Here is a 20,762-nt window from a genome sequence, read left to right as displayed (position 1 = left end):
CCTCCCTATGTATCGCGCCGACCGATTTCATCAAACAGGACAGAACAGCCAGCCATGCGCGCGGAAACGCAGAATATTGTCGACGAGATCAGGCAGGCGATTACCCTGCTGAGGAGGCATCTTTGACTGGGATCAGGCCATAAAGCGGCTTGAATACCTCAACGTGCGCGCCGAGGACGCCAGCCTCTGGAACGAACCGCTGGAAGCGCAGAAGCTGATGCGCGAACGGCAGGGCCTTGAGGAAGGTATCGCCTCGGTGAAAGGCCTGACGCAGGCGCTGGATGACAATATCGGGCTGATCGAACTCGGTGAGGAAGAGGGCGACGAGGGCGTCATCGCCGAGGCAGAAGCCGCGCTCCGTTCGATGCAGGGCGAAGCGAAAGCCCGCCAGGTCGAGACGCTGCTGTCGGGCGAGGCCGACGCCAATGATACCTACCTCGAAGTCCATGCCGGCGCAGGCGGCACCGAAAGCCAGGACTGGGCCTCGATGCTTTTGCGCATGTACACGCGCTGGGCCGAGCGGCGCCGGTTCAAGGTCGAGGTGCTGGAAGTGCATGACGGCGAAGAGGCCGGCATCAAGTCCGCCACGCTGCTGATCAAGGGCCACAACGCCTATGGCTGGCTGAAAACGGAATCGGGCGTTCATCGCCTGGTGCGTATTTCGCCCTATGACAGCAATGCGCGCCGTCACACATCGTTCGCCAGCATCTGGGTCTATCCGGTCATCGACGACACGATCGAGATCGACGTGTCCGAATCCGATGTCCGCATCGACACCTACCGATCGTCCGGCTCGGGCGGCCAGCACGTCAACACCACCGATTCGGCGGTGCGCATCACCCACCTTGCCACCGGCATCGCGGTCGCCTGCCAGGCCGAACGGTCGCAGCACAAGAACAAGGCCAAGGCGTGGGAGATGCTGCGCTCGCGCCTCTACGAGGAAGAGCTGAAGAAGCGCGAGGCGGTTGCCAACGCCACCGAAGCGTCAAAGAGCGATATCGGCTGGGGTCACCAGATCCGCTCCTATGTGCTGCAGCCCTACCAGTTGGTGAAGGATCTCCGCACCGGCGTCGAGAGCACCAGCCCGTCGAGCGTGCTCGATGGCGACCTCGACGATTTCATGGAGGCCTCCTTGTCGCAGCGCATCGAGGGCGGTGCGGGTGAAGCGGTGGCGGATCTGGATTAATCCCGGCTGCATGATCCCGAAAATTGTGGCCAGTACCGCGGGCCCACATAGACCTGGATAGGACGATGGCTCGCAAGCTTGTCGGAAAATGTCTGTGCGGCGCTGTGCAATACGCCGTTCGGGACGAGTTTGTTTACGCGGCCAACTGCCACTGTTCCAATTGCCGACGAACCACGGGTTCCGCCTTCAAGCCGTTCGCCGGTATCGAGCGCGAAAAATTTGCCTTGAGCGGGGGCGAGGACAAGCTGCTGATCTTCGGCGATCAAAGCGGCCATGATGCGCATTGCGGGCTGTGCGGCTCATTGCTCTATTCGCTGGTTCGCGAAGGGGCTTTCGTCCACGTGGCGATGGGAACCCTTGCCGACGATCCGTCGATCCGCCCGTCCGCCCATATCTTCGTGGGCTCCAAGGCGGGCTGGTTCACCATCACCGACGACCTGCCGCAATATCAAGAGCACGTGATTGCCGGATCTGTCGACGAATAGGCGTCGGTCTGCCACGTAGCAATTTCTTGCGCCGACTCACATTTGCGCTCACCATCACCGCATTGAGGGGAGACAAAAGCATTTATGGCTGGGCGCGGCATATCTGCTAGCTGACGATCCGGCCGCTGGGAAGAGACGTTCAGGGAACGGGCAAGCGAAACGCTTGATGGCTCGTTTGAAAGGAACGTTTCCATGTCTGCCACACCCAGATCGGCCAAAGCCGTTCGACCGGCCGGCCGACTTCTGTTATCCCTGCTTGCAATTCCAATGATAGCAATGCTGTCGTCCCCGGCGTTGGCACATGATGCCAAGCCGACCGCGGCGAAGCCGCAAGGCTGGAGCTATCCGTTCGCCTGCTGCGCCAATTACGATTGCCACGAGGTGTCGCAAACCTCGATCAGCGAGCGCCCGGAAGGTTATGTGATCAAGGACACCGGGGAGGTGTTGGCCTACAGCGACAGACGAATCAAGGATTCGCCCGACGGCGAATTCCATTGGTGCGCCCATGAAGCCGGGCTCGATGCCGGCAAGACCATCTGCCTGTTCGTGCCGCCGTCGTCCTTCTAGGCCTTCTGGTCTGGATTTAGAATGGAAGGTTCAGACGGCGCGCCGTCTGGCGCCTCTGCTGACAGAGAGTTGTCAGGAGCGCCTCTTTATGCTGCCTTTGCCGCACGAGGCGGTGGGCGACAGGAGGAGTTCGTTGATGACCATCAAGGCAAGCTGTCATTGCAAGGGGACGACATTCGAGGTTTCGCAGGCGCCGCAGACGGTGACGCAATGCACCTGCTCGTTCTGCTCGAAACGCGGCTCGCTCTGGGCGTATTACGTCCCGTCGCAATTCAAGCTCACCAGCCCGCCTGAGAACGTTTCCGTCTACCAATGGGGATCAAAAACCGTCAAGCACGGTTTTTGCGCCACATGCGGCTGCGGCACCTTCACGGAGACGCCGGATTGGTCGACTGGCGAGCCGGATTTCGACAATCCCAAGATCAGTGTCAATTCGCGGCTCTTCGATGATTTCGATCTCGACAAGGTCGAAGTGGTCGTCATCGACGGCAAGAATCTCTGGTAGCCCGCTATGGGGGCGACCCGGCCAATCGGCGTCGGGGAAAAGCCGTTGCGGTAGCTTTTGCCGTTCCGCTTTTCGCCGCATTTCATGTTACAAGTCGCGGGAAGGGCTGATTTGGCGCCATCGCAGTGGCGTGACCTGGAGAGGGACGATCCTATGAAAAAGACTGTGCTCGTCGTTGTGGCGACGGCTTTGCTTGTGAGCGCATGCACCACCACTGATCCATACACGGGCGACCAGAAGATTTCCAACACAGCCGCGGGTGCCGGTCTTGGCGCCCTGGCAGGTGCCAGCCTGGGCCTGCTGGCCGGCGGCAACGACCGCCGCAACGCACTGATCGGCGCGGGTATCGGCGCGCTTGCCGGCGGCGCCATCGGTGCCACCATGGACCAGAACGAGGCCGAACTGCGCCGGCAGCTTCAGGGCACCGGTGTCAGCGTCACCCGCAGCGGCGACCAGATCATCCTCAACATGCCGTCCGACATCACCTTCAACACGGATCAGGATGCTGTGAAGCCCGGCTTCTACCAGGTGCTGAATTCGGTCGCGCTGGTGCTGAAGAAGTTCAAGCAGACCACGGTCGACGTTTTCGGCCACACCGATTCGACCGGTGGCGACCAGCACAATTTCGATCTGTCGCAGCGGCGCGCGCTGGCGGTTGCCAACTACCTGTCCGGTCAGGGTGTCGATCAGCGCCGCTTCGCCGTCACCGGTTTCGGCAAGACACGGCCGATCGCATCCAATGCGACGGCCGAAGGCCGCGCCCAGAACCGCCGCGTCGAGATCCAGCTGTCGCCGCTCACCTGATCTGTCCGGCAAGCGAATGCAAAACGGCCCCATATATGGGGCCGTTTTTGTTTGAGCGGATGCCGGCGCAGATTGGCGCTCAGAGAATTAGCTAGTTCTAACTAACTAGTTTCCCGCAGCCACGGAAAGGAATAGCATCGACCCTGTTCCGGAGGGGATGAGGCGGATACAACTGGCCGCGCAATCAGCATTTTTTCCCGCCTCGGTCTTGCACGGCCAGATTCAGGAAATCTGGGAGGAATGCATGACAAGAACAGCCAGCCTTGGGCGCTGCGGCGTCCTCGCTTTAACCAGTCTTGTAGGCGCATGGTTGGGCGTCGCCACGGCTCAGGCCGAGGATGCCGGCAAGGCCGACATAGATGCCTTGAAGAAGTCGCTTGCCAAATATGAGGACTACACCGCCGCCGTCCGCGACCTCTATCTGTCGACGGTCGGCTGCGTCTACTACAGCGGAGAAAAGATACCCGGCACGATGGATTACCCGAAAGGCGCCATGGGCATCCATTTCGTCAACGTCCCAAGTGTCGGCCAAAAACTCGATCCGATGCACCCCAATGTGCTGATCTACGAACCGACGAGAAAAGGCCTGCGCCTGGTCGGGGCGGAATGGCTGGTGCCACTGACACCGGACATCAAAGCGCCGCCGAAGCTGTTTGGCCAAACCTTCATGGGCCCGATGGAGGGACACTATCCGCTCATCCCGAGGGAGTTCGTCCACTACGATCTTCACGCCTGGTTCGTGGACAATCCGAACGGCCTGTTCAGTCCGACGAACCCGAAGGTGAAATGCAACAAGGCCGAGTTTCCGATGCTGGAGAAACCGACCAAGATGATGCCTGGCCCGATGTAACGGGCGAGCTAGGCTAGGAGCAATTCCCGGAAAAATGTGAGACGGTTTTCCGTCCGGAATTGCGTCCAAACAAAGAGGCAATTCCCGGAAAAGGGTGAGACGGTTTTCCAGGGAAAGCGCATCGCGCTTTCCCTCAGGTAATTGCGTCAAAGCAAGATTTGGAGCGGTCCGGCGTTTCCGTGAAACGATGAACCGCTAGGAGCTTACCATCAGGGCAGGCCGATGGCTGGCTTGCCCTCGAAAGCGGTTGGGGATCAGACCCTGGCGACGCCATCAGGACGAGGTCGGCTGGTCGACAATTGCCGCCACGATCCGGCGCACGATCGGCAAGACCAGTAGCAGACTCGGAAACGCCACAAGCCATGATGCTCCCCATGCATACGGCCAGGTCGCCACGAAACCGGTTGTCCAGCCCGCATTGATCAGCGTCGATACTGCCGAAACAATGCTCGACATCAAGATGGAAAGAACGAATGGCATTACCAGCGCATTGTAGGAGGGCGGCAGTTTCCTCGATTTCAGAACTTTGTCCGATGACGCTCGCATCAAGTATCTCCTGTTCAGAAAGTGGACGCATGCGCGGCTGAGCGCGATCAGGTGGCGTGTGCCGTTTGCAGGGCCAGGTTGCGAATGAAGGTGCGCAACGAATGCGGTTCGCGGCCCAGAGCGGCGCGCAATGTCAGACTGTTCCCGCCAAGGCCATGGAGGGCGTAGTGGCCATATACCCTGGCCAACGATTGCATCTGGAGGTCGCTGTAGGGGAGGCGGACATTCGCAGCCCACTCGGCAAATGTCGGCTCGCCCGCGATGACCGGGCGGCCAAGTTCCTCTCCCATCATTGACGCGATCTCTTCCCGGCTGTGCATATCCGCGCAGAGCTCGATCGTCGCATAGGACAGTCGCGCTTCGGTCAAGGCGATCGCTGCCACTTCAGCAACATCGCGGTAATCGACACGCGCCACCTTCGCTGTCTTTGGAAACGGTTCCGAGAAAACACCGTGCTCAACGACCGACGGCCAGGCCGCTGCGATATTCTGCATGAAATTGGCAGGGTGCAGGATCGTATATTCCATCGTCGTCGAGTACAGGGCGTTCTCGACTGGCACCTTGCTCGCATGGTTTTTCAGTTTCGTATTGGTCGGCTGGATCACCGACGAGAAGACGAATTTCTGAACGCCCGCCTGCGCAGCGGCTTCAACCATGGCAACCCCCATGGCGGCTTCATCGGGGGCAAAGGCCGGTCCAATATGGAAGACCCCGGCAACGCCCTCGACAGCGCTTTCGAGGCTCCGGCGATTGCGTAAATCGCCAGTGGCGACCTCGGATGCCCCTAGCATTCGGGCCTTCTCGGCGTTCGCCGGATCACGGACGAGCGCGCGAACCGTGGCATTGCGGCGCACAAGTTCGGGCACGACCAATCCGGCAAATCGGCCGCTGGCGCCAACAACCAGTACGGTTGGATTGGGTGCTTGCATGACAACTCCCTTCCATCAAGCCTGTCCTCGCGGGACAACTTGCAGAGAAGTACGATGTCGCAAACGGCGTTACAATTATCCTGAACTGTGATAGATTATGTCGATAATCGGGAGAATGCATGAGCCGGATAGACGATTTCGAGGCTTTCATCGCGATCGTCGAGCTTGGAAGTCTGACGGCTGCTGCACGCCGGCTGAATCGCTCGCTGCAGTCGGTCAGCCGATCCTTGGCGGCGTTGGAGGAATCAGTCGGGGTCGAGTTGGTCCACAGAACAACGCGTCGCTCGACACCGAGTGAAGTCGGGGCAGCCTTTTTCAACCGGATCAAACCCGCGGTCGACGAGATAAACGACGCAAGTCTTCAAGCGATCAATCAACGATCGGAACCATCGGGCGTCCTGCGCATCGGGGCGCCGGTTCTGTTTGGGCCGAACGTCCTGATGCCTGTCATCGCCGAATACATGCGGACGTTTCCCCGGGTCGAGGTCGATCTTCAACTTTCCGATGGATTTGCCGATCTTGGTGCTGAAGGTCTCGATCTGGCAATACGCATCGGCGACTTGCCGGATTCCAGCTTGAAAGCCAAACGCCTGGGAGCGTTGCGGCGCGTTGTATTCGGCGCGCCTTCCTATTTTGCGCGGTGCGGCCGGCCGACCCATCCCTTCGAACTGAGTGAGCACAGCTGCATCGTTAGAACCGTCAACGAGCGCCCAGGTGAATGGACGTTTCAGGTCGACGGGAAACCCCGGGCCGTGAAGGTCTCGGGCGCCTTTCGCTCCAATCTGATGACCTCGGTCTATGCCGCCGCAGTCCACGGACTGGGTTTGGGCTTCTCGCCGCTTTGGCAGATAAGACATCTGGTGGACGATGGTCGCGTCGAGCTGGTTTTGACGGAATTCGAGCCGGCGTTGGTGCCGATCCATGCCTTGTGGCAGGAAGGCCGGTCATCTTCGGCCAAGGTTCGCGCGTTTCTGGATTTATTGGCATCCCGCCTGGAACTCAAAGGCCTGTAGCATCGACGGGCTGTTTGAAGGTTCCCATGTCAGGAGTGACCGGGCAGATCGAGCCGGTTTTGCGGTTGCCGCGCATCCTCGGGACGCGCGGCTCTTGGGGATCAGACCTTGGCGACGATCCGCATGAAGGCCGGCATGTCGTCGCCGAAGCCCACAGTGGCGTCGTTGTCTTCCTGGCGGTGGCGGGCAGGGCGGTTGCTGTCGCGCTGCGGCCTGGTGTCACCACGTTCCGGAGCGCGCGGTTCGTTGCGATCGGATGATTTGCGCTCGGTGTTTTCCGAGCGGATCGCATCCTTGCGCGCGCGGCGTTCGCCGATGTCGGTGACTGCGGCCTCTGCCACGTCGGGCCGTTCGTGCTGCTGCGCAATGACGGCCGGGGCGTCTTCCTCGCTGTGTTTGGAGCGGCGTTCGCCGCCCCTCTTGCGCTCGCCCCTGTCCTTGCGATCGTCGTCCTTGCGGCCGGCACGGCGCGGCGCGCCTTTGCCACGGCGCGGAGCATCGTCCTCGCCGCCTTCGCTGGCGACCACTGTCGACAGGTCGCCATCGTGCCATTCGATCTTGTTGCCGATCAGCCGCTCGATGGCGTCGATATACTTGGTGTCCGACTTGGTCGCGATGGTGAAGGATTTGCCCGAGCGCCCGGCGCGGCCGGTGCGGCCGATACGATGGACATAGTCTTCGGCATGGATCGGCACGTCGTAGTTGAAGACGTGGCTGACGTCGGGGATGTCGAGGCCACGTGCGGCGACGTCGGAAGCAACGAGATAGCGCAGCTTGCCATCGCGGAAATTGGCCAGCATCTGCATGCGCGCACGCTGGTCCATGTCGCCATGCAGCGCGCCGGCATCGAAATCATACTTCAGCAGCGAGCGGAACAGCTCCGACACCTCGACCTTACGGTTGCAGAAGATGATGGCGTTCTTCAGTTCCGCGTCCTCGGCCTTGATCAGGTTGCGCAGCGTCTCGCGCTTGTCCCACGGCTTGGAGCCGGATTTGACCAGGCGCTGGATGATGTTGGTGGCGGCCGACGCAGCCTTCGAGACCTCGACGCGCACTGGCGCGTGCAGGAATTTCTCGGTGAGCTTGGTGATTTCCGGTGGCATCGTCGCCGAGAAGAACAGCGTCTGCCTGGTGAACGGGATCATCTCGCAGATGCGCTCGATGTCGGGGATGAAGCCCATGTCGAGCATCCGGTCCGCTTCGTCGATGACGAGGATCTCGACGCCGTTGAGCAGCAGCTTGCCGCGCTCGCGATGGTCGAGCAGGCGGCCGGGCGTGGCGATCAGCACGTCGGCGCCGCGCTCAAGCTTCTTGTCCTGTTCGTCGAACGAGACGCCGCCGATCAAGAGCGCGATGTTGAGCTTGTGGTTCTTGCCGTATTTGACGAAGTTTTCCTCGACCTGCGCGGCGAGTTCACGCGTCGGCTCGAGAATGAGGGTGCGCGGCATGCGGGCGCGTGCGCGGCCCTTTTCCAGCCTTGTGAGCATGGGCAGCACGAAGGATGCCGTCTTGCCGGTGCCGGTCTGGGCGATGCCCAGCACGTCCTTGCCGAGAAGCGCGTGCGGGATGGCGCCGGCCTGGATCGGCGTCGGCTGGGTGTAGCCGGCATCGGTGACTGCGGAAAGGACCTTCGGCGACAGGCCTAGGTCTGAAAAGGTCAACGCTTCTGGAGCGGTCGTGGTGTCTGAGGACAAGTGTTGTTGTCTTTGGCTGGTTCGGGGAAGCGCAACAGCATGTGTGTCGCGGCAAGCGCCACGCGCCTGCAAGATCGGTATTGCGATTAGGCGCAAGCCCACGATTTGTCAACAGAAACGGGCGGGAATGGCACGATTGTGAAGTTGTAACCTTAATCGCGATGCTTAATCGAGGCGTTGATCACTGCGCTAGCTCAATAGCGGAACTGCTCGGCGAGAATGCGTTCGTTCCAGGAATGATTGGGATCGAACAGCAACGTTGCCGTCGCGGTTGGTGATTCCCGCACCGTGACCGAGGTCACCGCCTTGACCTCGGTATGGTCGGCGGCGGCGTTCACCGGCCGCTTTTCCGGCTCGAGGATGTCGAAGCGCACGGTCGCCTTGTTGGAGAGCAGTGCGCCGCGCCAGCGGCGCGGGCGAAACGGGCTGACCGGGGTTAGCGCCAGCAGCGGCGCGTCTAGCGGCAGGATCGGCCCATGCGCGGAAAGATTGTAGGCGGTGGACCCGGCAGGCGTCGCGATCATCACTCCGTCGCAACTCAGTTCCTCGAGGCGTACCTGCTCGTCGACGGTGATGCGGATCTTGGCCGTCTGATAGGATTGGCGCCAAAGCGCCACCTCGTTGATCGCCAGCGCCGAAACCGTTTCGCCTTCCGAGGTCACCGCCAGCATCTCCAGCGGGCGGATCGTTTCGGCGACGGCGGCCGCGAGACGCTCGGTAAGTCCACCGGAGCGATATTCGTTCATCAGGAAACCGATGGTGCCACGGTTCATGCCGTAGACCTTCTTGCCCGTCCCCATCGTGTCGCGAAGGGTCTGCAGCAGGAAGCCGTCGCCGCCAAGGGCGACGACGATCCCGGCATCCTCGATGGAGGACTGTCCATAGCGCGCCGACAGGCTTTCCAGCGCCGTCTTGGCGTCAGCGGTGTCAGACGAGACGAAGGCGATGCGGCTGGCGGTTTGGCTCATGGCTCCCCGATGACGACCGATTGGCGGCAGCCGGTTACCGGGGCCGCGCCAGCGCCGGGGTAGCATGGGCAGGGTACGTCTGCAAAGAGAGCCGTTGTTCCGGCCGGCGAGGCGATCGCAAAACGGCGAAATGCGGACATGCAGTTCGCGCATCATGTCAAAGGCAACGCGAATGTGATGGTTAAGACGAGGGTTAAACTATCGTAAAGCCGCATCGGTCATGTTAGCCGACAGTGGATGGTGGCGGGGGCCTAGCCAGTCGAGGCCGACATATTGCCGGTAGCACGCCTTATCATCGTCTTCCTGATGCTGGGAAGTTTCGCTCTTGTCTTCGCCGCACTGGTGCGCCAGTCCGAAGAGATGAGCTTCCGGCCTCAGCCTACGGCGTCGCGCTGCGGCGACGCAGCCGGAACGCCATGCCCGCAACGGGCGCTGTAACTCCCGAAGACATATTGTTGTTTCTCCCTGAGCCGAGGCCGGTGGCCCGCGCGCGTCGGTGGCGTGCGACAAAGCTTGCTCGTTGCGCCTGCGGCCCTTCGCGACGTAGATGAGAACCTTGATTGGCGGATGAACTTTGGGTCGGTAGCGGTAGCAGCTATCCGATGTTCTTGGGAAACAAGCCCTGCGGCGCGTTGACTGGCCGGGTGTCTGGAGCGGGAATTTTCCATGTCGCGCAGCGTGTTGGTTTCAGGTGGCTGCGGTTTCTTGGGCTCACATCTGATCGACCGTCTGCTGCGGCGAAGCGATCTGGAAAGACTGGTCGTCGTCGACAATCTATGGACCGGCACGCGAGACAACATTGCGCATGTCACCGACCCGCGTTTCAGCCTCCAGGTTGCCGACGCCGAAAGCTTTTCATCCAGTCAGCTCTTTGACGAGATCATCCATCTCGCGTCGCCCGCTTCGCCGATATGGTACATGCGCGAGCCGATACGCACGATCAAGGCCAACATAGGTGGTGCGCTCAATCTTCTGACGCTGCTCAAGCCCGGCGGTCGTTTCTGCTTTGCCTCGACCTCGGAGATTTACGGCGATCCCCAGGTTTCCCCGCAATCCGAAAGTTACAGGGGATCGGTGGACTGCACAGGTCCCAGGGCCGCCTATGATGAAAGCAAGCGCTGCACCGAGGCATTGCTGTTCGAGCAGCAGCGGGTCAGCGGTCTTGATGTTCGTGTCGTCAGGATCTTCAACACCTATGGGCCGCGAACCCGGATGGACGACGGCCGCGCCATTTCGAACTTTGTCATCCAGGCTCTGACGACAGGGGTCCTGACGGTTTACGGCGACGGCTCCCAATCGCGCAGCTGGGGTTATGTCGACGACATCGTCGAGGGACTGGAACGTTTGTTCTGGCGCGACAGCATCTCGCACCGCGGTCCGCTCAACATCGGCAACAATCAAGAGGTTTCGGTTCTGCGCATCGCTGAGTTCGTCAGCTCGCTTGTTCCTGGCAGCCGCATCGAGCACCAGCCTCCGGTTCCCCAGGATCCAACCAACCGATGTCCGGACCTGACTTTGGCGATGCATGTCCTTCCCGGTTGGGAAGCGAAAGTCGGCTACCGGGAAGGCATCGAGCGGACGTTCGAGTGGTTTCGCCAGCAGATCGCCGCGACCAGGACGTGACGCAAAAGTCGGCCGCTCACTGCGCCACCACCTGCAAATTGGCGTTGCCGTAGAATGTATAGGCAAGATAGGTCGGGTCGCCGGTTTCATAGAAGCGCTTGCGAACCACTTGCAACATCTCGGCGAGGTAAACCGGTCCGTCCTTGAGCCGCGCGCTGATGCCGCCATAGAAGTCACTTGAGAAGGCTGCGGCCGCGCGGTCGGTCAACGGCCACATGCCGCCGATGAAGCCCGACGCACCACCGGCCAGCACCGCCGGGCCCCAGCCCTGCACGAAGCCGCCGAGCAGCTGGGACTTGCCCGTGTCGCAGGCGTTGAAGAAATAGAACGGATTGCCCTTGCCATGCGCGGCGCTGACCAGCGCACGCCAGGTATCGGGATCGAGCGACTGGTCGACCAGGTCGATAGCAAACACTGGCCGGCCGCTACTCGGCTGGTTGACCTCGCCGTGGCCGGAAAAATGGATGAAGCCGGTCGAGACCTCACCGACCAGTTTTTCGAAAGAGACGAAATCGCCATCGAAGCGGCGATAGCCGGCGAGCTTGCTCAACGCGTCGATTTCGACCTCCTGGAATGGCAGCGACTGCTTGTCGATATAGGAGGGAGCGACGGCCGCGACGCCGGTGAAAGCCATGCGGTCGAGTGGATTGTCGACCTGCGAGGAGGTGCTGCGCGGCGCCCAGCGGGCCAGCCGGTACCTCATGCCGAGGAAGCCGTCGCGGGTTGCACCGTCGGCACTTTGCGGGCGGATCAGCTCCCACGGCAGCGTGGGGCTGTTGGAGGTGACCTGGATCGAATGCAGTTCGCCCTTGTCGCGCAGCGACCAGAACACATCCTTGAACGCCGCGGGCACATAATCGCGGTAGAGCACGTCGCCAAAACCCTCGGCGGCCAGTGTGACAAAGCGCTTTTGCGCATCCGGGTCGCTGGTTGCGGCCGGCTGCTGCAACGACGCCGCGCCGCGCAAGCTCAACCCGAGCTGCAGCAGCCGCCGGTATTCAGAATCCAGCCATGCCGCCATTTGCGGTGGCGTCGAGAAGGTGTCGGTCACCGGGCCGGCCAGATGCGGCGAATGGATGATGATCTGGCCAGGACCCAGTCCGCTCGGATCGTCATAAAGGATGGTGACATCGAGATCGGGGACGTCGTCGGGACCGGCATTGCCAAGTTGGACGCTGCCGGTCAGCGCCGGCTCCGGAGGGGCAGAGGCGAGCATGAGCATGGCAGGTGCGGCAGCGCGATTGGCTGTCGTGTCCTGGGCGCCGGCCTCGACGGGCGTCTTTCGACGAACAGTGACGGGTCGCGATGCCGATCCGAGGTACCGTCCGGCGCTGTAGATGCGGGCGATGAACTGGGCGGGCTTGCTGTCTTTTGCAATGGGCCGCGCCTTGAGTTCGAAGCGGATGAAATCGCTGTCGCCTTCGCGGTAGAGCGTCGTTTGCCGGCTCCATTTGCCGCCATCGGCGAGGTCGAAGCCGGAGGCGAAGAGATCGATGTCGATGGGCCAGGAATCGGTTCCCGCCGGCATCGTCATTGAAAGTGCACCGTCGGCCGTCACCGACGAGCCGGGCGCCGCCTTCACTTTCACCTCGGGCGTCAATTGCTCCTCGGTCAGTGCGATCGACACCGTCACGGTCTCTCCTGCCACGACCTCGTCGGGCGCGTCGATGGTCGGATGGCGCACGACCTCAACCGCATTGTTGTCCGCCGGTGGAGGAACGGCGTCGGGAGGCGCCTCCAACGGCGGCACGGAAGGCGCTTCGGCCGTCGGCAAATCGGGTAACGGGTAAAGCGGCTTTATGACAGGCGGTGGGGCGGGCGCTGGCGACGGGACAGGCGGCAACGCCGGAGGCTCTTCGGATGTCGCCGTGTCAGGCAACGGGGCAGGTGGCGTCATGGTCGATGGCGCGTCGGAAGGCGGGCTGGGTTCCATGCCGGCGGCTCCGCCGTCACCCGGATAGGTATCGCCGAGATTGTTCTGCGCCGCGGCTGCCGCCTTGGCCGCGTCCTCCTGATACTTTCGCTGCTCCTCGTACTTCTGTCGGGCCTGCTCCTCGTACTTCTGTCGGGCCTGCTCCTCATATTGTTGACGCTGCAGCTCCTGCCGCTTGTATTCCTCATATTGAGCGGCTTCGTCGGTGCTGTTTCCCGTCCCTGCGTCGGGACTGCCGGACCCCGGCGCGACATCCATCGCGGGCGGCTCCTGGATGCTGCCATCGTAGCCGCCTGAGCCGTACTCACTACCGTCGATCGCCGAGCCGCCGCTTGGCAAATCGTAGCCACTGGCCGGGCTGTCATAGCCGCTACCGCCTGCGCTCATCGGCGGCGCCGGTGCGGGCTCTGGCGCGGTCGCCTCAGGCGGCGCCTCGGTCGGTGCCGGCGCGGCGGTGGCCGGCTCGTCCGGCGTCAGCACAAAATTTGTGTCTGCCGAACGGCCATAGGCCACCCACGGCCATTGAGTACCGACTGTCCTGTCGAAAACGGATTGCCTGACCGAGGCGAGGACGGTGCGTATACCCACACCTCGCCTGGTCAGCGCGGCCGTCAGCGCATCGGCAAACACCGTGACGGGTGTGGCTTCCTTCAGCGCGACGCTTCCCGGCTTGGCCGAGAGGGCGACGATGGCGTGAGAGGGCGGGTCAACCTCCGCCAGACCTTGCATCACGCCCGGAGTGGGGTCGTGCCCGTCGCCAGGATTGTCCAGCACAACCACCTTCAAAGTCGGTGTGGCCTCGAGCGCCTGCATGAACAGATCGAGAGGCAGCGCCGTCTGGTCGATCGCTTCCTTCGAATCGATTCGCGTGCCGCGCGTCAGCAGATAGCTCCTGCCATTGGCCTGGGCCGTATGGCCGACATAGTAGAAGATGCCGACGGAATCGGCGGCACTCAGAGACTTGGCGAAGCCATACATGGCGTGCGCCACTTCGGCGCGGTCGCCGTCAGCCACTTGCTGGACGGTGAAGCCGAGAGACCGCAGGGTTGTTGCAACGAGCTCTGCGCTCATCTCGGCGTTGTCGATGGCCGACGCGCCCTCATAGACCGGATTGGCGACAACCAAAGCGATGCGCTCCTCGCCGCGCGCAGCGGAGAAGAGCGCCATGGTCATCAGCAGCACGGCCGCCAGAAACAGGCGCATGAGCTTGATCCAACCCTGCAGGCCGCGGCGGTCACGCCACGACTTGCCCCAAATTCATCAACGGCCTCGTCCCGAGCATATCATGATGGGTTCACCGACGCATCGGCCGCATCCTCAACGGTTGATGCCCTGCTCGTGGTCACAAAAAGATATTGACTGTATGTTTAGTCATAGTTATCCCTAGTGGTGAGGATCAAGTTGGTCAGCCGGTTTGCGCTGGTGAATGACCACGGAGGAGAGGGGAATATCTTGACAGCCATACGGCCCGCCGTTGAGGCGAAGGGCGTCACCAGGATCTTTCGGGGAACCGGTCAGGACCAGGTCAGAGCACTCGACAACGTCTCCGTCGCGATCCGCGAAAATGAATTCTTCACACTGCTCGGCCCGTCGGGCTGCGGAAAGACGACGTTGCTGCGGCTGATCGCCGGCTTCGACTTTCCAACCGCCGGCGAAATCCTGCTCTACGGCCAGGACATCGCGCCGCTGCCGCCGTTCAAGCGGCCGGTCAACACCGTCTTCCAGTCCTATGCGCTGTTTCCGCACATGACGGTGGCCGAGAATATCGGCTTTGGCCTGGAGATGCTGGGCAAGCCGAAGGCCGAGATCAAGGCGCGCGTCGACGCGATGTTGAAGCTGGTCAAGATGGAAGCGCTCAGCGCGCGCCGCACCAGCCAGATCTCCGGCGGCCAGCAGCAGCGTGTGGCGCTCGCCAGGGCGCTCGCACCGCAGCCGAAAGTGCTGCTGCTCGACGAACCCTTGTCGGCGCTCGACTACAAGCTGCGCAAGGAAATGCAGATCGAGCTGAAGCGGCTACAGCACGAGACCGGCATCACCTTCATCTTCGTCACCCATGACCAGGAGGAAGCGCTGACGATGTCGGACCGCATCGCGGTGATGTCGGCGGGAAACATCCTACAGGTCGGCACGCCCTGGGACGTCTATGACCACCCGGCGGAACGGTTCGTCGCCGACTTTATCGGCGAGACCAACTTCCTGACCGGCATGGTCGAAAGTGCAGGCGATGGCCGGGCGCGGATTGCCTTGCGCTCGGGTGCGAAGATCTGCGCGACCGCCGCCGCGGATTTCCGCGCAGGCGGAAACGCAACGCTGATGGTCCGGCCTGAGCATGCCAAGCTCGTCAAAGGCCGCGGCGACTTGACCGGCACGATCGAGACCATCGTCTATTTCGGCACCGACACGCACATCCATGTCCGGCTGGATGAAGGCAACGTCTTCATGGTGCGCCAGCAGAACTCGCGCAGCGCCAGCTGCGGCTTCGAAAACGGCGACAAGGTCGGCATATCGATCGGCGACGACGCTGCCCAAGTGCTGAAGGACTAGGGCCATGGCGACCGCGATAGAGGTAGCCGAAAAGGCTGAACGTGACGATATCAGGTCACGCTGGCTGCTTTCCACCCCGGCGCTGCTGATCGTGTTCGTCGCGGCCCTGGGGCCGCTGCTGATCGTGGTCGTCTATTCCTTCCTGACGCCAGGCAATTACGGCGATGTGAAATGGCAGTTCTCGACCGATGCCTGGGTGAGCGTGCTGTTCGAGCGTGACGTCTTCGACGATACGCTGTCGTTGGCCACCGCCTATCTGTCGATCTTCTGGCGCTCGGTGTCGCTGTCGCTGGCAACCACTGTGCTGACCTTGATCCTCGGCTTCCCCACCGCCTATTTCATTGCCACACGGCCGGATCATCGGCGCGACATCTGGCTATTCCTGATCACCATCCCGTTCTGGACCAACCTTCTGATCCGCACCTTCGCCATGCAACAGGTGCTGCGCAATGACGGCATCATCAATTCGGTGCTGCAACTGCTTGGGATCACCGACCATCCAGTGCAGCTTATGTACACCAATTTCGCCGTCCTGGCCGGCATGGTCTACGTGTTCCTGCCGCTGATGGTGCTGCCGCTATACGCCAGCATGGAGAAGATCGACTTCCGCCTGGTCGAGGCGGGCTACGACCTCTACGCGACGCGGTCCCAGGTGCTGAGGCGCATCATCGTCCCGCTGGTCACGCCAGGCATCGTCGCCGGCTCGATCCTCGTCTTCATCCCCTCGCTCGGCGCCTATGTGACGCCAAGGGTGCTCGGCGGCGGCACCAATCTGATGATTGGCAACCTGATCGAGCTGCAGTTTGGCCAGGGCAGAAACTGGCCCCTCGGTGCGGCGCTGTCGATCACCTTGATGGCGATCGTCATGGTGGCGCTGCTGTTCTATGTCCGCAACACGACCAGGTCGGATGGCGCCCATGGCTAATCGCTTCGACGTCCGGCGGCAGAACGGCTTCGTCAGCGTGGCGATGCTGTGTTTCTTCCTGCTTTACCTGCCGATCGCCACGCTCGTGGTCTACGCCTTCAACGACAATGATTCCATTGTGATCTGGAAAGGCTTTTCGCTGCGCTGGTTTCACATCGCCTGGAACAATGGGCTGGTCATCGAGGCGTCGATCCGCTCGTTCCAGATCGCCGCTGTCGCCGCCATACTGGCGACGATCACCGCCACGATGGCGGCGCTGGCGACGACCAGGACCAAACCATATCCGGGGCTGACCCTCAAATACGCCTTCATCAACCAGCCGCTGATGGTGCCGGAGATCGTCACCGCGGTGGCGCTGCTGATCGTGTTCTCGCGCATCAAGATCTGGACTGGGTATTCCGGGCTCGGCTACCTCGTCGCCGCGCACACCGCCTTCTGCATCCCGTTCGCCTATCTGCCGATCCGGGCGCGGCTTGAAAGCATGGACCTGGCACTCGAGACCGCGGCGGCCGATCTCTACGCAACGAAGTGGAAGACATTCCTGCACGTGACCTTGCCGTTGCTCTGGCCGGGCATTCTCGCCGGACTGATGCTCGCCTTCGTCGTCTCGCTGGATGACGTCGTCATAACCGAATTCGTCAAATCGGGCGGCCAGGACACGCTGCCCACCTACATGCTCGGCCAGCTCCGGCGTACCGTCACGCCGGAAGTCAATGCGATCTCGACGGCTTTCCTCGTGCTGTCGATCGGCATCGTCACGGCTTTCTTTTTCATCAGCAGGAAACGGACCTGAGGCGGTAACGCCCGACGGTCCCAACAATGGGAGCATGGAGCATGAACTGGAAACTGACCGCGACGGCGATCGGGCTGTCGCTGCTGGCCGTGACGGGTGCCGCTCGCGCCGAGGGTGAGCTCAACATCTACAATTGGGGCAATTACACCAACCCCGATCTCATCAAGAAATTCGAGGAGACCTACAAGGTCAAGGTCACCGTCACCGACTTCGATTCCAACGACACAGCACTCGCCAAGATCCGCCAGGGGGGTGCCGGTTTCGACATCGTCGTGCCTTCGGCAAGCGTCGTTCCGATCTGGATCAGCGAGGGGCTGCTGTTTGAATCGCGCCCGGACCAGATGGAGAATTTCAAGAACGTCGATCCCAAATGGATCGATGTCCCCTTCGATCCGGGTCGCAAATACACCGTTCCGTGGCAGTGGGGCTCGACAGGCGTGTCGGTCAACAAGTCGGTCTATTCGGGTGACGTGAACACGTCCGCGATCTTCCTCGATCCGCCGCCCGAACTCGTCGGCAAGATCAATGTCGTTCCCGAAATGGGTGACGTCATGTTCCTCGCCATCGCCTACGAAGGCGGCCAATACTGCACTGACGACAAGGTCGTGCTGAAGAAGGTGCGCGACAAGCTGGTCGAGGCCAAGGCGAAATGGCTGTCCTTCGACTATGGCGCCGTCGACGGCCTCGGCAAGGGCGACGTTGCCGCCGGCGTCAACTGGAACGGCATTTCGCTCCGCCAGCGGCTGCAAAACGACAAGATCGTCTATGGGTATCCCAAGGAGGGCTACCCGATCTGGATGGACAACGTCGCCGTCCTCAAGGACGCCAGGAACGTCGAGAACGCCAAGCTCTTCCAGAACTTCATCATGGACCCGCAGAACGCCGCACTGATCTCGGCCTTCGCGCGCTATTCGAACGGCATCAAAGGCTCAGAAGCCTTCATGCCGGACGACATGAAGAACGCGCCGGAAGTGAACGTTCCGGCCGAATTCGCTGCCAAGGGACAATTCATGCCGGCCTGTCCGCCTGATGTGCAGGCGCTCTACACGAAAATCTGGACCGATCTCCAGAAATAGCCCGACCCGGGTTCCTCGCGCCGCGATATCGCGGCGCGGCCACCTCCCGTCCATGCCAAAGGCGATCCGGCGATCGCAGGAGACTTCCCATGACCGATCTCGACCTTTGCTACATGCCGGCCAGCGAGGCGCTGCGGCTGTTCAAGGCGAAGAAACTCTCGCCCGTCGAATTGATGCAGGCGACCATCGACCGCGCCGAGGTGACGAAAGCGGCGATCAACTGCTTCACCTTCACGCATTTCGACGAGGCGATGGAGCTGGCCAAAAAAGCTGAGGCGAAATACGCCAGGGGGGCCAGGACCGGCGCGCTCGAGGGCCTGCCGATCGGCATCAAGGACGAGAGCTACATCAAGGGTAAGCCGACATCGCACGGCTCGCTGCTGTCGAAGGACGCCATTGGCGGCCACACTTCGACGATGAACGAGCGCATCATCAAGGCCGGAGGCATCGTCCATGCACGCACGGCAACGCCCGAATTTAGCTGCGCCGGCTATACCTGGTCGAGGCGGTGGGGCGTCACGCGCAATCCGTGGAACCCGGACTTCACGCCGGGTGGTTCGTCCGGCGGYGCGGCGGCAACGCTGGCCTCGGGCACATCGGCGATCGCCACCGGTTCGGACATTGCAGGCTCGATCCGCATTCCGGCGTCCGCTTGCGGTCTCGTCGGCTTCAAGCCGCCCTATGGGCGCAACCCGGACGAGCCGCCGTTCAATCTCGACTTCTATTGCCACACCGGCCCGCTGGCGCGAAACGTCGGGGATGCGATCCTGTTGCAGAATGTCATGGCGGGACCAAGTCCGCTCGACATCGCCACGCTGCGTCCGAAATTGCGCCTGCCACTCGACTACAAGCCAATCAAGGGCTGGAAGATTGCTCTCTCGATGGACCTCGGCTCCTTCGAAGTGGATGCCGAGGTGCGCAAAAACACACTCGCTGCCTGCGACGTGTTCCGCTCACTTGGCGCCACCGTAGAGGAGGTCGATCTGGGCTGGGGCGACGAGGTGCTCAAGGCCGGCATTGCCTATCTGGAGCACCTCTTCGGCGCTTCGCTGGCGCAACTGCTCAAGCAGCACGGTGGGGATATGACCAGCTATGCACGGCAATTTGCCGAAGATGGGCAAAAGTCGAAGGCCACGGATTTTGTCGCTACCCTCGACGTGGCGGCCAGGATGTACCAGACGCTCGGACCGTTGCTGGAGACATATGATGTGCTGATCTGCCCGACCAATGCGCTTCCCTCTGTGGCGGCGGAGTTCGACCACACCAGGGACACGGTCGAGATCAACGGAAAGCAGGTGAACCCTTCGCTTGGCTGGGTGATGACGACACCGTTCAACATGCTGAGCCGTTGCCCGGTTCTGTCCATGCCGTCGGGCCGCGCGACAAATGGCGTGCCGACCGGGATCCAGATTGTCGGCCGCACCTATTGCGACGCCGATGTCTTCCGGGCGGCGCTGGCCTATGAGACGGCTCAGGGAAAATGGTACGCAAACACCGAAACGCGACCGTCGCTGTGATAGCCATGTGGCCCTTGCCGCGCTGGTGCTTGATCTCCGGCTTCGGTTATGGTGAGCCGGCGCGCGGGGCTGGAAAGCTCCGCCGCGAGGTTTGAAAGGCTGGACAGAAAATGGCGCAACGCAAGGCAGTCGCGAAGGCAATGGTCGCCGAGGCTGGCGACGGCCGGCTCGAGCCGGCCCCCAGGGATCGCCGGCGCGAGCGCGGCGAAGCCAGCATCCAGCGCATCATCGACGCCACCATCGATCTCATCGCCGACGAAGGCCTGGCGAGCGTCACTATGCAGCGCATCGCCGAGCATGTCGGATCCTCCAACGCACTGGTGGTTTTCCACTTTCGCAGCAAGGAGAACCTGTTTCGCGCCGTGCTGCAGTATCTCAGCGATCAGTACGATGAATTGTGGGCGACGCTGGTGCGCGTGCCCGGCCTATCGCCGGTCGAGCGGCTGATGGGCGCGGTCGAATGCGCGCAAAGATTCGCGCGGCAGCATCCAAAATGGGTCTCGGTCTTTGTCGTGTTCTCCAGCGACCGCAAGAGCATGCAGATCTATAACGAGATCGGCCTGCCCAGCGATCTCAGCTACAATGCCGAGGCGCGCGACCTGCTCATCGAAATCAAGCGCAGCGGCGGCTACACCGATGTCGACCCCGATACATTGGCTGAAAGCCTCAACTATCTCGTCCATGGGGCATGGATCTGGGATCATCTCAATCCCCCGGCGGGCAATTCCGATGTGCTGAGGAAGACGATGCTGATGCTGCTGCATCAGTCGTTTCCGCGACATTTCGAATTGATGCGCTAACTCG

The 20,762-nt window shown here is 61.8% G+C and carries 19 protein-coding genes; 14 read left to right on the top strand and 5 right to left on the bottom strand.

The genetic code is table 11. The features are described 5' to 3' along the window. Positions 1–54 precede the first annotated feature (54 nt). The 6 genes from prfB (at position 55) to AC1DZP_RS25240 (ending at position 4,397) form a co-directional block, all read left to right on the top strand. Positions 55–1,186 (top strand): peptide chain release factor 2 gene (gene prfB, locus AC1DZP_RS25265; RefSeq protein WP_477306147.1). Its coding sequence is split into 2 segments (ribosomal slippage): positions 55–120 and positions 122–1,186, totalling 1,131 coding nucleotides; the frame shifts between segments, so codons are not numbered across the junction. A gap of 65 nt (positions 1,187–1,251) precedes the next feature. Continuing rightward, positions 1,252–1,671: a GFA family protein gene (locus AC1DZP_RS25260; protein WP_477306145.1), complete on the top strand. Its 420-nt coding sequence runs from the start codon at positions 1,252–1,254 to the stop codon at positions 1,669–1,671. Positions 1,672–1,863: 192 nt separating this feature from the next. Further along, positions 1,864–2,238, top strand: a complete 375-nt coding sequence (locus AC1DZP_RS25255; RefSeq protein WP_477306143.1) for a hypothetical protein — start codon at positions 1,864–1,866, stop codon at positions 2,236–2,238. Positions 2,239–2,374: 136 nt separating this feature from the next. Then, positions 2,375–2,743, top strand: a complete 369-nt coding sequence (locus AC1DZP_RS25250) for a GFA family protein (RefSeq protein ID WP_095091674.1) — start codon at positions 2,375–2,377, stop codon at positions 2,741–2,743. 153 nt (positions 2,744–2,896) lie between these two features. Next, a complete protein-coding gene (locus AC1DZP_RS25245; protein WP_095090696.1) occupies positions 2,897–3,547 on the top strand; it encodes a YiaD family glycine zipper/OmpA-like lipoprotein in 651 nt (216 codons plus the stop codon). 244 nt (positions 3,548–3,791) lie between these two features. Next, on the top strand, positions 3,792–4,397 hold the full coding sequence (locus AC1DZP_RS25240) for a hypothetical protein (RefSeq protein ID WP_095091673.1): 606 nt from the start codon (positions 3,792–3,794) through the stop codon (positions 4,395–4,397). 273 nt (positions 4,398–4,670) lie between these two features. Here AC1DZP_RS25240 and AC1DZP_RS25235 read toward each other — a convergent pair whose 3' ends face one another. After that, a complete protein-coding gene (locus AC1DZP_RS25235) occupies positions 4,671–4,943 on the bottom strand; it encodes a DUF2798 domain-containing protein (RefSeq protein ID WP_457154898.1) in 273 nt (90 codons plus the stop codon). A gap of 47 nt (positions 4,944–4,990) precedes the next feature. Beyond that, complete coding sequence (locus AC1DZP_RS25230) at positions 4,991–5,872, bottom strand: NmrA/HSCARG family protein (RefSeq protein WP_477306141.1); 882 nt, start codon at positions 5,870–5,872, stop codon at positions 4,991–4,993. Between the two features lie 119 nt (positions 5,873–5,991). On the opposite strand from AC1DZP_RS25230, the gene AC1DZP_RS25225 reads away from it, so the two are divergent. Then, positions 5,992–6,885: a LysR family transcriptional regulator gene (locus AC1DZP_RS25225; RefSeq protein ID WP_477306139.1), complete on the top strand. Its 894-nt coding sequence runs from the start codon at positions 5,992–5,994 to the stop codon at positions 6,883–6,885. Between the two features lie 101 nt (positions 6,886–6,986). Here AC1DZP_RS25225 and AC1DZP_RS25220 read toward each other — a convergent pair whose 3' ends face one another. Both AC1DZP_RS25220 and AC1DZP_RS25215 read right to left on the bottom strand, forming a co-directional pair. Then, complete coding sequence (locus AC1DZP_RS25220) at positions 6,987–8,579, bottom strand: DEAD/DEAH box helicase (protein WP_477306137.1); 1,593 nt, start codon at positions 8,577–8,579, stop codon at positions 6,987–6,989. Between the two features lie 194 nt (positions 8,580–8,773). Continuing rightward, positions 8,774–9,547 carry an NAD kinase gene (locus tag AC1DZP_RS25215; RefSeq protein ID WP_095090691.1) on the bottom strand — a complete coding sequence of 258 codons (774 nt, stop codon included), beginning with the start codon at positions 9,545–9,547 and terminating at the stop codon, positions 8,774–8,776. Positions 9,548–10,213: 666 nt separating this feature from the next. Between AC1DZP_RS25215 and AC1DZP_RS25210 the strand changes: the two genes are divergently transcribed. After that, a complete protein-coding gene (locus AC1DZP_RS25210; protein ID WP_477306135.1) occupies positions 10,214–11,170 on the top strand; it encodes an NAD-dependent epimerase/dehydratase family protein in 957 nt (318 codons plus the stop codon). Positions 11,171–11,186: 16 nt separating this feature from the next. Here AC1DZP_RS25210 and AC1DZP_RS25205 read toward each other — a convergent pair whose 3' ends face one another. Further along, the gene (locus tag AC1DZP_RS25205) at positions 11,187–14,306 is read right to left on the bottom strand and encodes a caspase family protein (RefSeq protein WP_477306133.1); all 3,120 of its coding nucleotides are present in this window, start codon (positions 14,304–14,306) and stop codon (positions 11,187–11,189) included. Between the two features lie 249 nt (positions 14,307–14,555). Here AC1DZP_RS25205 and AC1DZP_RS25200 point away from each other — a divergent pair, with 249 nt between their 5' ends. The 6 genes from AC1DZP_RS25200 (at position 14,556) to AC1DZP_RS25175 (ending at position 20,758) form a co-directional block, all read left to right on the top strand. After that, positions 14,556–15,647, top strand: coding sequence for an ABC transporter ATP-binding protein (locus AC1DZP_RS25200; protein WP_477306131.1), 1,092 nt, complete (start codon positions 14,556–14,558; stop codon positions 15,645–15,647). 4 nt (positions 15,648–15,651) lie between these two features. Then, positions 15,652–16,572 (top strand): ABC transporter permease, encoded by a 921-nt coding sequence (locus tag AC1DZP_RS25195; protein WP_095090687.1) that lies wholly within the window; start codon positions 15,652–15,654, stop codon positions 16,570–16,572. Beyond that, positions 16,565–17,365, top strand: a complete 801-nt coding sequence (locus AC1DZP_RS25190) for an ABC transporter permease (RefSeq protein WP_477228484.1) — start codon at positions 16,565–16,567, stop codon at positions 17,363–17,365. The genes AC1DZP_RS25195 and AC1DZP_RS25190 overlap by 8 nt, the downstream gene beginning before the upstream one ends. A gap of 41 nt (positions 17,366–17,406) precedes the next feature. Further along, positions 17,407–18,441: an extracellular solute-binding protein gene (locus AC1DZP_RS25185; protein ID WP_477306129.1), complete on the top strand. Its 1,035-nt coding sequence runs from the start codon at positions 17,407–17,409 to the stop codon at positions 18,439–18,441. A gap of 89 nt (positions 18,442–18,530) precedes the next feature. Further along, positions 18,531–19,958: an amidase gene (locus AC1DZP_RS25180; RefSeq protein WP_477306127.1), complete on the top strand. Its 1,428-nt coding sequence runs from the start codon at positions 18,531–18,533 to the stop codon at positions 19,956–19,958. Positions 19,959–20,068: 110 nt separating this feature from the next. Next, positions 20,069–20,758 (top strand): TetR/AcrR family transcriptional regulator, encoded by a 690-nt coding sequence (locus AC1DZP_RS25175; RefSeq protein ID WP_477306125.1) that lies wholly within the window; start codon positions 20,069–20,071, stop codon positions 20,756–20,758. The last annotated feature ends 4 nt before the right edge of the window (positions 20,759–20,762 follow it).

The sequence above is a fragment of the Mesorhizobium sp. P2_F8 genome (genome assembly GCF_056403655.1).
This window is presented reverse-complemented; position numbering and strand designations above follow the sequence as displayed.